Source organism: Streptomyces mayteni (assembly GCF_054783955.1).
In genome coordinates, this window is sequence record NZ_BAAGPR010000026.1 from 17,591 (window position 1) to 30,889 (window position 13,299).

Annotated in this window: 12 protein-coding genes; 5 read left to right on the forward strand and 7 right to left on the reverse strand. The window is 76.2% G+C overall.

The genetic code is table 11. The annotated features are described in order from the left end of the window. The first annotated feature begins 43 nt into the window (after nucleotides 1-43). The 5 genes from xylB (at nucleotide 44) to ACYVPE_RS14660 (ending at nucleotide 5,785) form a co-directional block, all read left to right on the forward strand. On the forward strand, nucleotides 44-1,477 hold the full coding sequence (xylB, locus tag ACYVPE_RS14640; protein ID WP_461033998.1) for a xylulokinase: 1,434 nt from the start codon (nucleotides 44-46) through the stop codon (nucleotides 1,475-1,477). Between the two features lie 19 nt (nucleotides 1,478-1,496). Continuing rightward, nucleotides 1,497-2,708 carry an ROK family transcriptional regulator gene (locus ACYVPE_RS14645; protein WP_461033999.1) on the forward strand — a complete coding sequence of 404 codons (1,212 nt, stop codon included), beginning with the start codon at nucleotides 1,497-1,499 and terminating at the stop codon, nucleotides 2,706-2,708. A gap of 117 nt (nucleotides 2,709-2,825) precedes the next feature. Next, nucleotides 2,826-3,518 (forward strand): hypothetical protein, encoded by a 693-nt coding sequence (locus tag ACYVPE_RS14650; RefSeq protein WP_461034000.1) that lies wholly within the window; start codon nucleotides 2,826-2,828, stop codon nucleotides 3,516-3,518. A 10-nt stretch (nucleotides 3,519-3,528) separates the two neighbouring features. Continuing rightward, complete coding sequence (locus ACYVPE_RS14655; protein WP_461034001.1) at nucleotides 3,529-4,299, forward strand: bestrophin-like domain; 771 nt, start codon at nucleotides 3,529-3,531, stop codon at nucleotides 4,297-4,299. Nucleotides 4,300-4,345: 46 nt separating this feature from the next. Continuing rightward, nucleotides 4,346-5,785 (forward strand): carboxyl transferase domain-containing protein, encoded by a 1,440-nt coding sequence (locus ACYVPE_RS14660; protein WP_461034002.1) that lies wholly within the window; start codon nucleotides 4,346-4,348, stop codon nucleotides 5,783-5,785. Here ACYVPE_RS14660 and ACYVPE_RS14665 read toward each other — a convergent pair. The 7 genes from ACYVPE_RS14665 to ACYVPE_RS14695 all read right to left on the reverse strand — a co-directional run bounded on the left by ACYVPE_RS14665 (nucleotide 5,737) and on the right by ACYVPE_RS14695 (nucleotide 13,136). Beyond that, nucleotides 5,737-6,747 carry an MsnO8 family LLM class oxidoreductase gene (locus ACYVPE_RS14665; protein WP_461034003.1) on the reverse strand — a complete coding sequence of 337 codons (1,011 nt, stop codon included), beginning with the start codon at nucleotides 6,745-6,747 and terminating at the stop codon, nucleotides 5,737-5,739. The genes ACYVPE_RS14660 and ACYVPE_RS14665 overlap by 49 nt on opposite strands. Before the next feature lie 45 nt (nucleotides 6,748-6,792). Beyond that, on the reverse strand, nucleotides 6,793-7,449 hold the full coding sequence (locus ACYVPE_RS14670; RefSeq protein ID WP_461034004.1) for an ABC transporter ATP-binding protein: 657 nt from the start codon (nucleotides 7,447-7,449) through the stop codon (nucleotides 6,793-6,795). Then, nucleotides 7,442-8,428: an ABC transporter ATP-binding protein gene (locus ACYVPE_RS14675; protein ID WP_461034046.1), complete on the reverse strand. Its 987-nt coding sequence runs from the start codon at nucleotides 8,426-8,428 to the stop codon at nucleotides 7,442-7,444. Before ACYVPE_RS14675 ends, ACYVPE_RS14670 begins: the two co-directional genes overlap by 8 nt. A 68-nt stretch (nucleotides 8,429-8,496) precedes the next feature. Continuing rightward, nucleotides 8,497-9,372, reverse strand: a complete 876-nt coding sequence (locus tag ACYVPE_RS14680) for an ABC transporter permease (RefSeq protein WP_461034005.1) — start codon at nucleotides 9,370-9,372, stop codon at nucleotides 8,497-8,499. 5 nt (nucleotides 9,373-9,377) lie between these two features. Beyond that, on the reverse strand, nucleotides 9,378-10,346 hold the full coding sequence (locus ACYVPE_RS14685) for an ABC transporter permease (RefSeq protein WP_461034047.1): 969 nt from the start codon (nucleotides 10,344-10,346) through the stop codon (nucleotides 9,378-9,380). Between the two features lie 32 nt (nucleotides 10,347-10,378). After that, a complete protein-coding gene (locus ACYVPE_RS14690) occupies nucleotides 10,379-11,971 on the reverse strand; it encodes an ABC transporter substrate-binding protein (protein ID WP_461034006.1) in 1,593 nt (530 codons plus the stop codon). 175 nt (nucleotides 11,972-12,146) lie between these two features. Then, nucleotides 12,147-13,136 (reverse strand): acetylxylan esterase, encoded by a 990-nt coding sequence (locus tag ACYVPE_RS14695; RefSeq protein WP_461034007.1) that lies wholly within the window; start codon nucleotides 13,134-13,136, stop codon nucleotides 12,147-12,149. Between the last annotated feature and the right edge of the window lie 163 nt (nucleotides 13,137-13,299).

Here is a 13,299-nt window from a genome sequence, read left to right on the forward strand (position 1 = left end):
GCACATCGACCCGCACTCCCGACCCGCAGAGAGGACCGCGCTCATGGCGGCACCGGACGGACCCCTCGTCATCGGCGTGGACAGCTCCACGCAGTCCACCAAGGCGCTGGTCGTGGACAGCGCGACCGGTTCCGTGGTGGCACGCGGCCAGGCACCACACGTGGTGACGGCCGAGCACGACAGCGACCCCGAGCAGTGGTGGCGGGCGCTCACGGACGCGCTGGCACAGTGCGGCCCGGCCGCCGGCGAGGCCGCGGCGATCGCGGTGGCCGGACAGCAGCACGGCCTGGTGACGCTGGACGCGGACGGCCGGCCGGTACGCAACGCGCTGCTGTGGAACGACACCCGCTCGGCGCCCCAGCGGAAGCGGCTGATCGACGAACTCGGCGGCCAGGACGGCTGGGCCGAGCGGGTCGGCAGCGTGCCGCCGGCCTCGTTCACGGTCACCAAGTGGGCGTGGCTGCGGGAGCACGAGCCGGCCGCGGCGGACGCCACCCGCGCGGTGCGGCTCCCCCACGACTACCTCACCGGCAAGCTCACCGGTCAGGAGGTGCGCGGCGGCACCACCGACCGCGGCGACGCCTCGGGCAGCGGCTGGTGGTCAAGCGCGACCGAGTCCTACGACGAGGAGATCCTGGCCCACGTCGGCCTCGACCCGGCGCTGCTGCCCCGGGTGGTGGCCGCCGGCGAGGCGGCCGGCACCACCCGGGCGGGGCTGCCGCTGCCCGAGGGCATCCTGGTCGCCGCCGGCACCGGCGACAACATGGCCGGGGCCCTCGGGCTCGGCCTGGTGCCCGGCCGCCCGGCGCTCAGCCTGGGCACCTCGGGCACCGTCTACGCGGTCAGCGAGCGCCGTCCGACCGACGCCAGCGGCATCGTCGCCGGCTTCGCCGACGCCTGGCGCGGCTGGCTGCCGCTGGCCTGCACCCTCAACTGCACCCAGGCCGTGGACCGGATCGCCACCCTGCTCGGCCTCGACCGGGAGGCCGTGGCGCCGGGCGGCGAGGCCGTGGTGCTCCCGTTCCTCGACGGCGAGCGCACCCCCGACCTGCCCTACGCCTCGGGGCTCCTGCACGGGCTGCGGCACGACACCTCGGGCGGGCAGCTGCTCCAGGCCGCCTACGACGGCGCGGTCTTCGCGCTGCTGCGCGCCCTCGACTCGGTGCTCGACGACGACGCCGACCCCGCCGAGCCGATCGTGCTGATCGGCGGCGGCGCCCGGGGCACCGCCTGGCGGGAGACGGTCCGCCGGCTCTCCGGCCGCGCGGTGCGGGTGCCGGTGGCCGACGAGCTGGTGGCGCTGGGCGCCGCCGCGCAGGCCGCCGGGCTGCTGCTCGGCCGCGAGCCGGCGGCCGTGGCCAGGGGCTGGGACACCGCGGCCGGCCCGGCGTTCGAGCCGGTCGAGCGGGACGAGGCGGCGCTCGCCAGGCTGGCCGCGACGCTGACCGACGCCGACGCGCTGCTCCGGCGCCGCTGAAGGGTTCCGAGGATCCGCGATGACCAAGCCCGCTCCCCAGTCGCAGTCCGAGATGCGGCAGCGCAACCTCTCCCGGGTGCTGCACGCCCTGGCGGCCGAGGGGCCGCTCTCCCGGGCGGAGGTGGCCGCCAGGATCGGGCTGACCAGGGCCGCCGTCTCCACCCTGGTGGACGAGCTGTCGCGCGGCGGCCTGCTGGTCGAACGGGGACCAGGCCGGTCGGGCGCGGTGGGCCGGCCGGGCACCGGGCTGCTGCTCACCGACCGGGGCCCGTGCGGGATCGGGGCGGAGATCGGCGTCGACCACCTGGCGGTGGCCGTGATGGACCTGCGGGGTCGGGTGCGGATCCGGCTCGGCCAGGAGACCCGCAACCAGGGCGCCGAGCCCGCCGCCGTGCTGGCCACCCTGACCGGCATGCTGCGGGCCGCGGCGCGCGACGCCGCCGGGGCCGGGCTGCGTCCCACGGGGCTCACCGTCGCCGTGCCCGGGCTGCTCGCCCGCGATCCGGGCTCCGGCCGGTCCAGGCTGCTGATGGCGCCCAACCTCGGCTGGCGGGACACCGATCTGGCGGCGGGGCTGCCCACCGACCTGGGCCCGGTCACCGTCGAGAACGAGGCCAACCTCGGCGCGCTTGCCGAGCTGTGGTCGGCGGGCGAGGCCGGGGTCCCCGACAGCTTCGTGCACGTGTCGGCGGAGATCGGGATCGGCGCCGCCGTGGTGGTGGAGGGGCGACTGCTGCGCGGCGCCCACGGGTTCGCGGGCGAGCTGGGCCACGTCCCGGTGCGTCCCGAGGGTCGCCCCTGCTCCTGCGGCGGCCGCGGCTGCCTGGAGACCTACGCGGGTGAGGAGGCGGTGTTGCGGGCGGCCGGCCTCGAACCGGGCCCCGGGGTGCGGCTCGGCGCGCTCGCGGCCCGGTGCGAGGCGGGCGACCAGGGCGCGCTGCGGGCCGTGCGGCAGGCCGGGACCGCCCTGGGCATCGCGCTGTCCGGCGCGGTCAACCTGCTCGATCCACGGCAGGTGGTGGTCGGCGGCGCGCTGGCCAGGCTGGCGCCCTGGCTGCTGGCGCCGGTGAGCCGGGAGCTGGCCCGCCGCACCAGCGTGGCGACCGGCGGGCGCAGCACGCCGGTGCCGGTGACCGCCTCGCCGCTCGGCCCCGACGGGCCGCTGCTCGGCGCCGCCGGGTTCACGGTACGCGCCGCGCTCGACGAACCCGCCCGGCTGCTGCACGGCTGACGGGACGTCGGTGACGGCCGAACGGCCGGCAATCCCCTCGGGGCTGTTTTTCATCACATCGGGCGAAAACCAGTCGACCGTCCGGCGCGTCGCACGCCCGGCGCGCACGATCACTGCGTGAACGTCGCGCAGCGCACCCGCCTCGCCGGGGCCGGCGCCGCCGTGCTGCTGGCCACCGCCGGCATAGCCGGGGCCGCCGCGCCCGCGGTCGCGGCCGGCCGGGCGGTTCCCGCGTCCTTCCCCGGCTGCCCGCCGGCGGCCGAGGGCGCGGCTCCCCGGCACGGCATCTGCCTCTGCGTCTGGCTTCCGTTACCGCCGTGGTGGCCGCCGGGCTGCCCCACCCCGCCACCGCCGGAGCCCACCCCCACGCCGAGCCCGGCCCCGTCCCCCACGCCGTCGGAGCCGTCGACGCCCCCGCCGACCTCACCCCCGTCCCCCACTCCCGAGCCGACCCCGGCGCCGCCGCCCACCACCGCGCCGCCGGCGGCGGAGTCCCCCGCCCCACCGCCGGCCCCGGCGCCCGCCGAGTCGGATGCGCCGGCCCCACCCACGGCCGAGCCGCCCCCCGCCGAGCCGGAACCGGAGCCTGAACCGGAGCCCGAGCCCGAGCCGGCGGTCGCCTCGCCCTCCCCCACGGCCCTGTCGCCCGCGGCCGGCCTGCGGCTGCCGGTCGACGGCGAACCCCCGGACCCGGGCGGCTCGTTGGTCACCCGCACCCTGCTCGTCCTCGCCCCCGCGGTGCTCGCCGCCGCCGCGCTCAGGCCCCGCTCGCGCGGCGGCGCCGCCCGTTCCCGTTCCCACCCCACCTGAGGAGGCCCGCGTGTCCGAATGGCTGGCCCTCGTCCTGATCATCCTCGCGACCTGCGGGGCCGTCTTCCTGTTCGCCGTCATCCGGCAGCGCCGGGCCGGCACCACCGACGACCCCTCCCAGACCCCCGACGTCATCGAGTACATGACGATGATGCTGGGCGTCGTCTACGCGATCGTGCTCGGCCTCGCCATCGCCGGCGTCTGGGAGGCGCGCGGCTCGGCCGAGGACTGGGTGCGGCAGGAGGCGCAGGCGCTGCACGAGATGGACCAGCGGGCCGGGGTCTTCCCGCCCGAGGTGCGGGACGAGATACGAGCCGACATCACCGGCTACGTCGACTACGTGCTGGAGGACGAGTGGCCGCTCCTGGTGGATCACGGCGAACTCGGGGCCGAGGGCGACGTGTTGTTGCGCGAGATGCGGGAGCTGATCACCGGCAGGGAGCCGACCACGGTCCGCGAGACCGAGTCGTACCAGGGGATGATCGACCAGCTGGCCAGGGTGGACGAGGCCCGCGTCGGGCGCGCCCAGAGTGCCGAGCCGACCATGCCGCTCGCGGTGTGGATCGGGCTGATCAGCGGGGCGGTCGCGGTGATCGGCATGGTCTTCGTGCTGCAGATCCGGCGGTCCGGCCGGGAGCTGCTGCTGGCCGGGATGTTCACCGCGATGATCGCCTTCCTGCTCTTCCTGGTCTACCACTTCGACGCCCCCTACTCCCGCGGCCTGAACGACGTCACCGAGTCCTACACCCGGCACTTCCCCGAGGCCGGCGGCGCCTCCTGAGCCCGCGCCACGGATCACCGTGTACCCACCACCTAGCATGAGGCGAATGAGCGCTCTCCCCCCGGGCCCTGCTTCCACCTCGGCGGCGTCGGCGGCGTCAGCGGCGTCGGCCCGCGAGTTGGTCACCGCGCTGGCCGGGGACCGGTTCACCGAGCTGCCCCACCGGCCGACGGCCGACCACCTGGCGGCGGACGGCGACGGGCCCATCGGCTGGCCCGGCTACGGCGCCGCGCGGGCCGCCGCCGGCCGGCGCACCGGTGAGTCGGAGGCCGTGGTCTGCGGCGTCGGGCGGGTGGGCGACACCGAGGCGGTGCTGATCGCCTTCGAGTTCGGCTTCCTCGGCGGTTCGATCGGCCGGGCGGCCGGCGAGCGGATCGCCGGCGCCCTGATCACCGCCCGCGAACTCGGCCTCCCCGTCGTCTCGCTGCTCGCCAGCGGTGGCAGCCGGATCCAGGAGGGCATGTTCGCGCTCGCGCAACTCCAGGGCGTCGCCACCCAGTTGGTGCGGCTGCGGGCGGCCGGGCTGCCGCACCTCGCCGTGCTGGTAGGCCCGGTCACGGGCGGCGGCTGGGTGACGCTGGGGGCCGGCGCCGACGTCAGGCTGGCGCTGCCCGGCACCCAGGTGGGCTTCGCCGGGGCCCGGGTCAGGCCGGCCGACGCCGACCCCGCCGCGTACACGGCGGAGGCGCAGGCGGCGCTCGGCCAGATCGACGCGCTGGTGGCGCCCGCCGACCGCGGCGCCGTCGCCGCCCGCTGGCTCACGCTGCTGACCACCCCGGCGGCCGGCCCCGCCGCGCCGCCCCGGGCGCTGCGCGCGACCGAGCCGCCGGAGAGCGGCTGGGCGGCCGTCGAGTCGGCGCGGCATCGGGACCGGCCCCGGGCCGAGGCGTACCTCGGGGCCTACTTCACGGAGCGGGTGGAACTCGGCTGCCCCGATCCCGGGCTGCTGTGCGGCTTCGGCCGGCACCGCGGCCGCGCCGTCGGCTACGTCGCGCAGCGCGGCACGGCCACCACGCCGGCGGGCTTCCGGGCCGCGACCCGGCTGTTCCGGCTGGCCGACCGACTCTCCGTCCCGGTGTTGACCCTGGTGGACACGCCGGGCGCGGCCAACGGCGCCGAGGCGGAGCGGGACGGGGTGGGCGCCGCGATCGCCGAGTCGATCCTGGCGGTGGCGGCGGCCACCATCCCGGTGACCAGCCTGATCATCGGCGAGGGCGGCTCGGGCGGCGCGGTGGCCCTCACCGCGCCTGGCCGCACCTGGGTCACCCCGGACAGCTACTACTCGGTGGTGGCGCCCGAGGCGGCGCTCGGGCTCCTCAGGCGGGGCCCGGAGCTGATCAGGGCCACGGCGGACGAGCTGCGGCTGCGGCCCAGCGATCTGGTGGAGCTCGGCGTGGCCCGCGGCATCGTGCCGGTCAGGCGGCCGGAGAGCGGCGATCAGCCGGCGGCGGGGGTGAGTCCGGCCAGCCGGGCGAGCCGGCGGTAGGAGTCGCGGCGGCCCGGGTGGCCGTCGCCGAACGTCAGCAGCAGCTCGTCCGCGCCGGTTCGGGCGATGAGCCGGCCCAGGGTCTCGGTCATCTGCCGCTCGTCGCCGTGCAGTTGGCCGGCCCGCGCCTGGTCGAACAGGCGCTGCTCGCGCTCCGTCATCCGACGGGCCGCCACCCGGTGCGGTGCTTCGAGTGGCGGGAAGACGCCTCTGGTGCGGGAGTAGACGGTGGCCCAGGCCTCCGGGAGTTGGAGCTTCGCGGCCTCCTCCGCGGTGCCGGCGACGACGGCGTTGACCGCCAGCACCACGTAGGGCCGGTCGCCGTGCGGGCCAGGGGTGAACTCGGCGCGGTAGCGGTCGACGGCGGCGAGCATCCGGTCCTCGTCGCTGAGGTACGCCATCACCAGCGGCAGCCCGTGCGCGGCCGCGATGCCGGCGCCCTCCCCCACGGCGAGCACGAAGGCGGGCACCCGCAGCCCCGTCGCGGGTGGCGCGGCCAGCGGCGCCGTGCCGTCGAAGTACGCGAGCAGCTCGGCCAGTCGCTCGCCGAACCGGTCGGCGTCCGCCTTGTCGGCGCCGAGCGCGCGCCGCACGTCGGCGGTGAAGCCGACGGAGCGGCCCAGACCCATGTCGATCCGCCCGGGGAACAGCGCCTCGAGCACGCCGAACTGCTCGGCCACCACCAGCGGTCGGTGGTTGGGCAGCATCACGCCGCCGGTGCCGACCCGGATCCGCCGGGTGGCGGCGGCGACGGCCGCCGCCAGCACGGTGGGCGCCGAGCCGGCGACGCCGGGCACCGCGTGGTGTTCCGCCACCCAGAACCTGTGGTAGCCGAGGGCCTCCGCCCGTTGGGCGAAGCCCACGGTCTCGCGCAGTGCCTCAGCCGGGAGTCGTCCTTCGCCGATCAGCGCCCGGTCGAGGATCGACCAGCGCACCGACCGCAGTCGTGCCGCGTTGTCCACTCCTGTTCCAACCGCCAAGGCGGCGGAAGATTCCCACGCCCGACGTCAGCCACCCGTGGTCGGGAACTCGGTCACCCGGTCGCACCACCGGTGGAGCAGCACCCGGTCGTGTCCGACGGCGAGCAGCGCGGCGCCGTGTTCGCGGCGGTACTCCTCGACGACGGCGACCAGCGCGGCGGTGGTGGAGGCGTCGAGCATGGCCGTCATCTCGTCGCAGACCAGCAGCCGGGGGCCGAGCAGCAGGGCGCGGGCGACGCAGGCACGCTGCAACTGGCCGTCGCTGACCTCGTGCGGCCGGCGGCGCAGCAGGCTCGCGCCGAGACCGGTGGCCTCGGCGAGCTCGGCGGCGCGGCCGGCGAGCACGGTGCTCCTGCCGGTCGCGGCGGCCGGCTCGGCGATCAGCTCGCGCAGAGTGAGGCGCGGGTCGGCGGCGAGCCGCGGCTGCTGGAAGACGACGCCCACGCTGGTGCGGAGCGCGCGCGGCGCGCGGAACCGGTAGCTCCGCACGGTCTCGCCGGCCAGCCGCACCGTGCCCGCCTCGGGGCGGTGCAGCAGCGCCGCGACCCGGGCCAGCGTCGACTTGCCGCAGCCGCTCGGGCCGAGCAGTCCGACGGCCTCGCCGTCCGCGACGGCCAGCGAGACGTCGCGGATCACCGGCGCCCGGCGGGCGTATCCGGCGGTGATGCGGCTGAGCTCAAGCATCGGCGCGCTCCGGGGCGTGGTGGCAGGCGACGCCGTCGCTCAGGGCGGGCGGCGTGGCGCAGCGTTCGGTGGCGAGGTGGCAGCGGTCGGCGAAGGCGCAGCCCGCGGGGAGGGCGTCCAACTCGGGGGGCAGCCCGGGGATCGGGGTGAAGGAGCGCTCGGGGAGCGCTTCGAGCAGGCCGTGCGCGTAGGGGTGGCGTGGTCCCGCGGCGCCGAAGAACTCGCGGGCGGGCGCGACCTCGACGAGGCGGCCGGCGTACATCACGGCCACCCGGTCGGCGATCCGTTCGGCGGCCGCCAGGTCGTGGGTGATGACCAGCAGGGCGTGCCCGGCGTCGGCGTGCCGGCGCAGCTCGCCGACGGTGCGGTCGACCAGGTCGCGGTCGAGCCCCGTGGTGGGCTCGTCGGCGATGAGCAGTGGCGCGTCGGCGACCAGCGCGAGGGCGGTGGCGGCGCGCTGGGCGAGGCCGCCGGAGAGCTGGTGCGGGTAGCGGTCGAGGTGGTCGGCGGGGAACGCGGCCCGCGCGGCGGCCGCCTCGGCGGCGCCGCGCAGCGCGACACGCGGCGTGCCGGTCAGCTCGCGTACCGTCTCCTCGAGTTGGGAGCGCACGGACCTGACGGGCGTCAGGTGGGCGGCCGGGCTCTGCGGCACCAGGCCGGCGAGCCGGCCGCGCACCCGCCGGGCCAGCACCTGCTCGCTGGCCGCCAGCAGTTCGACGCCGTCCTCCGTCTCGTCCGGGCCCGTGGCCGGGCGCCGCAGCCGGGCCGTACCGCGGGTGCGGGCGTTGGCGGGCAGCAGGCCGAGCAGGGCGGAGGCGAGCACGGACTTGCCGCAGCCGCTCTCGCCGACCAGGGCCAGGCACTCGCCGGGCGCCAGGTCGAAGGAGACGTCGTTCACGGCGGCCACCTCGCGGCCGCCCGGCATCAGGAACCGCACGGAGAGCCCCCGCACGGTCAGCACGGCGGGCGCCTCGGCCATCTGCCGCTCCCTCCCACTCGTCGCGTCGTCGGTCGTCTCGCCGTTCCGGCCGGCCGGCCCCTGGCCCGTCACAGCACCAGCTCCGAGCGGCGCCGCGGGTTGAGCCGCTCCCGCCAGACGCCCGCGAGGCCGGCGATGGCGAGCGTCGGCAGGACGATGAACAGGCCGGGGAAGAGGGTGGGCCACCAGTCGCCGGTGGCGAGCGAGCCGCGGGCGCCGTTGATCATGGTGCCGAGGCTGGCCTGGTGCGCCGGGATGCCGAGCCCGAGGAACGAGAGCGCGGACTCGTGCCAGATGGCGTGCGGCACCATCAGCACGGCGGCGAGGCCGGCCTGCGGCAGCACCGCGGGCAGCAGGTGCCTGGTGACCACCCGGCGGCGGGATGCGCCGCCTGAGATGGCGGCCTCCACGAACGGCCGGCCGCGCAGCGACAGCACCTCGGCGCGGACGATCCGGGCCGTGGACACCCAGTGGGTGAGCCCCACGGAGGCGACCACCGGCCAGATCCCGGGCCGGAACATCGCCACGATGAAGATGCCCATCAGCAGGTGCGGCACGGCGGTGAAGACGTCCACCGCCCGCATCACGAGCCGGTCGACGCGGCCGCCGAGCGCGCCGGCCAGGCAGCCGACGGCGAGGCCGAGCAGGCTGGCAGCCAGCGCGGCGACGATGCCCACGGTGAGCGAGACCCGCAGCCCGTAGACGCTGCGGAGCAGCACGTCGCGGCCGAGTTCGTCGGTGCCGAAGAGGTGGTCGGCGGAGGGCGGCAGCAGCTTGGCGGTGAGGTCGACGGCCTGTTGGTCGAGCGGGAAGAGCAGGGGCACGAGCAGCGCGGCGAGCGCGGCCGCGGCGGCCAGCGTGGCGGAGGCGGCTACGCGGAGCGTGCGGGTGCCGCGGCGCGGCGCGCCGCGCGCGTGCCAGGTCGGTTCTGTGGTGAGGGCCATGGGGATCACATCTCGTCGTGGTCGACGCGCGGGTCGGCGAGGCCGTACAGGAGGTCGGCGACGAGGTTGCCGGCGAGCACGGCGAGCGCGGACAGCACCGCGAGGGCGGCGAGCAGGGAGAAGTCGGATGAGGTGGCGGCCCGGACGGTGGCGGAGGCGATGCCCGGCCAGCTGAAGACGGTCTCCACCAGCAGGGCGCCGGTGATGAGCTCGGGGACGCGGGTGCCGATCAGGGTGAGCACGGGCAGCAGCCCGGAGCGCAGCGCGTGGCCGCGCAGCACGGTGCCCGCGCGCAGCCCGCGGGCCCTGGCGCCGCGTACCGGGTCCTCGGTGAGCGCGTCGGCGACGCCCTGGCGGGTGTAGAGCACGAACCAGGGCAGCTGGGAGACGGTCAACACGGCGGCCGGCAGCGCGAGATGGCGCAGCAGCGAGCCGGCGGTGACGACGTCGCTGCCCGGGTCGGTGAGGCCGCCTGACGGCAGCACGTCGAGGCGCAGCGCGAACAGCCAGACGGCCAGCAGGGCGATCCAGAACGGCGGCGCGGCCTGCAGGGCGTAGCTGACCGAGGTGATGACGCGGTCGGCGGCGCTGCCCGGCCGGCTGGCGGCCAGCGTGCCGAGGGCGGTGCCGAGCAGCACGGCGGCCACGAACGCGACGGCGCACAGCAGCGCGGACCAGCCGACCCGCTCGCCGATGACCTGGGCGACGGGCTGGTGCAGGGTGTTGGACTGGCCGAGGTCGCCGGTGAGCGCGGCGGTGAGCCAGTGCCACCAGCGTTCGACGAAGGTGCCCTCGGCGGCGAGCGAGGCCCGCAGCTGGTCCAGGGTCTCCTGGGAGACGCCGACGGCGCTGCCGCCCAGGTACTGGCGGACCGGGTCGAAGGGCGAGGCCGCGGCGACGGCGAACATGCCGAGGGTCACCAGGGCCAGCACCGGGACGGCGGCGAGCAGCCGCCGCCCCACGAGCCTGGCCATCGGGGCCCAGGGGAGGGAGCCGGGGACGACGCTCACGCGCGGATCCGCCAGTCCTCCACGTCCCACCACGGCCCGTGGCCGAGGCCGTGGTCGTGGGGTTCCGGCTGGGTGGTGACGCCGTCCCAGTGGTCGGCCATCACGTAGACGTGGTCGATGTGGGTGAGGAAGGTGTAGCCGGGGTCGTCGGCGAGTTCGCGCTGGACCCGGTCGTAGGCGGCCTGCCGCTCGTCCTGGTCGGCGGTGCGGCGGGCCAGGTCGAGCTGCTCGTCCACCTCGGGGTCGTCGTACTGGCCCATGTTGTTCCAGCCGTCGCCGGCGAGCTCGGAGTAGAGCAGGCCGTAGAGGTCGAAGTCGGGGTCGGCGGGGTTGCCGCCGCCGGAGAGCACGGCGTCCTCGGTGAGCCGTCCCTCGATGACCTCCCAGGAGCCCGACTCGACGGTGATGTCGACGCCGATCTCGCCGGCGTCGGTGGCGTAGGCGAGGGCGTGCTCCTGGCGGAGCCGGTCGCCGGCCGGGTACCAGAGGGTGAACGCGGCGCGCTGTCCGTCGCGTCGCCGGACGCCGTCGTCGCCGAGGGTCCAGCCGGCCTCGTCGAGGAGGCGGCCGGCGGCCTCCGGGTCGTAGGGGCGCTCGGTGCCCTCGGCGAACCAGGGGCTGGTGACCGGGATGGGGCCGTAGGCGGCGTGGCCGGCGCCCATCAGGACGCTGTCTACCATCAACTCCCGGTTGACGGCGAGGTCGAGGGCGCGGCGGATGTCGCGGTCGCCGGTGACGGGGTTGCCGGACGGCAGGGTGACGGCGCGGAAGTCGGCGCTCTCGGCCTCGTGGGTGACCACGCCCTCGGCGTCGGCGAAGCCCTCGGCGAGGTTGGGCGGCAGCACGGCGGCGTCCAGGTCGCCGGAGCGCAGCCGGGTGGCGCGCACGTCGTCGTCGGGGATCACGGCCATGGTGAGCCGCCTGACCTCGGGCTCGCCGCCCCAGTAGTCGGGGTTGGCCTCCAGGGTGATGCGCTCGCCTGGCGTCCAGTCGGTGAGCAGGTAGGGCCCGGTGCCGACCGGCTCGGTGTTGTAGGTGCCGGTGTTGACGTCCTGGTCGCCGGCGGCGGAGGCCGAGGCGATGGGCAGCACGGTGCGGTCGGCGAAGGGGGCGTAGGGGTAGCGGAGGGTGAAGACGACGGTGTGGTCGTCCTCGGCGCTGACGTCCTCGATGGCGTCGAGCTCGTCCTTGTACGGGTAGTTGGTGTCCGGGTCGAGGATGGTCCGGTAGGTGAAGACGACGTCCTCGGCGGTGAGCGGGGCGCCGTCGCTGAACTCGACGTCGTCGCGCAGCCGGTAGGTGTAGGTCAGGCCGTCCTCGCTGACCTCGGGGAGCTCGGTGGCCAGGGCCGGGGTGAGTTGGAGGTCGGCGTCGTGCCGCAACAGCCCGTCGAAGATCTTGGAGTTGCCGTCCTTGCCGTAGCCGAGCAGCGGGCTGAGGCTGTCCGGCTCGGTGGCTATGCCGACGACGAGCGAGTCGTGGGCGGCCTCCGCGTCGTCCCCGCCGGGCGCCGAGCAGGCGGTGACGGCGAACAGCAGGGCCGCCACCACCCCGCCAGCGCCTCGTGTCCATGGCGTGCGGCCAGTCATCGGTCACCCCTGTTGAAGATCTGTCGTTGTTGCGAATCGTGCGCAATTAAAACAGACGGGGTGACATGGCAGGTTCACTTTTCGGAAGCGCCGGGTGAACGATCCCGGGCCGACCTGGTCGACGAGGTGAACACGGTGTGCCCCGCCGGCACCGTCGGGCCCGGGATCCGGGTCGTCAGCCGCCCAGCGCCTGCCCGGGCAGGCCGCGCTCGGCCAGCCAGCGCAGCTGCTCGCGGGCCTGGGACGCCCGGCCGCCGGCGTGGTCGCCGAACTGCCAGACGCTGATCTCCTTCTCGCCCGCGTAGCGGTTGTAGGCGGCGTAGACGGTGGACGGCGGGCAGACCGGGTCCATCAGGCCCACGCTGAACAGCGCGGGCGCGGCGGCCCGGGTGGCGAAGTGCTGGCCGTCGAAGTAGTTGAGGGTGCGGAACGCGTTCTCCACCTGGTCGCGCTGGTGGATCCCCAGATAGTGCACCAGCTCCGGGTAGGGGCCGGCGGAGGCGATGTCGGCGGCCCGCCGGTAGTGGCAGAGGAACGGCACGTCGACCAGCGCGCCGGCCACCGCGTCGCCGACCAGGCCGGCCGTCGCCAGCGCGAGGCCGCCGCCCTGGCTGCCGCCGGCCACGATCACCCGCGCCGGATCGACGGCCGGGTGCTCCCGGATCGCGTCCACGGCGCGCACGCAGTCGGTCATCAGCCGCCGGTAGTAGTAGTGCTCGGGGCTCGCTATGCCCCGGGTCATGAAGCCGCCGACGTACTGCGGCGTCGGCACCGCGTCCGGGTCAGGGGTGTCGTGGCCCTGGCCGCGGGAGTCGACGACGAACTGCGCGTACCCCGCGGCGTTCCACAGCAGGTGCTCCAGGTGCAGGCCGCGCCCGCCCGTGTAACCGATGTAGCTGACGACCGTGGGCAGCGGCTCCCGCGCGCCCCTGGGCAGCAGCAGCCAGGCGGCGATCGGCTGTCCTTCCCAGCCGGGGAAGCGCGCGTCGTAGACGTCGACGGAGGCCAGCGGCGAGTCGGTCACCGGCCGGTACTCGGCCGGGGCGCCACCGGCGGCCCGCGCCGTGGCCAGGGTCCGGGCCCAGAAGTCGTCGAAGTCGTCCGGCTCGTCGACCGCGGGCCGGTACTCCCGCAGCGCGTCCAGGGACATGTCGGTGAGCGCCATGCTGTGTGCCCCTCCTCGTAGGTGCCGCGGAGAAGTTACGTCGCGCCGCGCCCCTGGTCAACGCCCCCTTTCGCCGCGGCGCCGGCGCGCGGCACCGGCGCCCCTGGTGAGAATGCGACGGCGCGCGAGCGGGCCGCGCCTGGCGCCCGGTGGTACCCATGGA

Coding starts and splice junctions, on each gene's coding strand:
- xylB (WP_461033998.1), top strand. CDS start 44: ATGGCGGCACCGGACGGACCCCTCGTCATCGGCGTGGACAGCTCCACG.
- ACYVPE_RS14645 (WP_461033999.1), top strand. CDS start 1,497: ATGACCAAGCCCGCTCCCCAGTCGCAGTCCGAGATGCGGCAGCGCAAC.
- ACYVPE_RS14660 (WP_461034002.1), top strand. CDS start 4,346: ATGAGCGCTCTCCCCCCGGGCCCTGCTTCCACCTCGGCGGCGTCGGCG.
- ACYVPE_RS14670 (WP_461034004.1), bottom strand. CDS start 7,449: ATGCTTGAGCTCAGCCGCATCACCGCCGGATACGCCCGCCGGGCGCCG.
- ACYVPE_RS14675 (WP_461034046.1), bottom strand. CDS start 8,428: ATGGCCGAGGCGCCCGCCGTGCTGACCGTGCGGGGGCTCTCCGTGCGG.
- ACYVPE_RS14680 (WP_461034005.1), bottom strand. CDS start 9,372: ATGGCCCTCACCACAGAACCGACCTGGCACGCGCGCGGCGCGCCGCGC.
- ACYVPE_RS14685 (WP_461034047.1), bottom strand. CDS start 10,346: ATGGCCAGGCTCGTGGGGCGGCGGCTGCTCGCCGCCGTCCCGGTGCTG.
- ACYVPE_RS14690 (WP_461034006.1), bottom strand. CDS start 11,971: ATGACTGGCCGCACGCCATGGACACGAGGCGCTGGCGGGGTGGTGGCG.
- ACYVPE_RS14695 (WP_461034007.1), bottom strand. CDS start 13,136: ATGGCGCTCACCGACATGTCCCTGGACGCGCTGCGGGAGTACCGGCCC.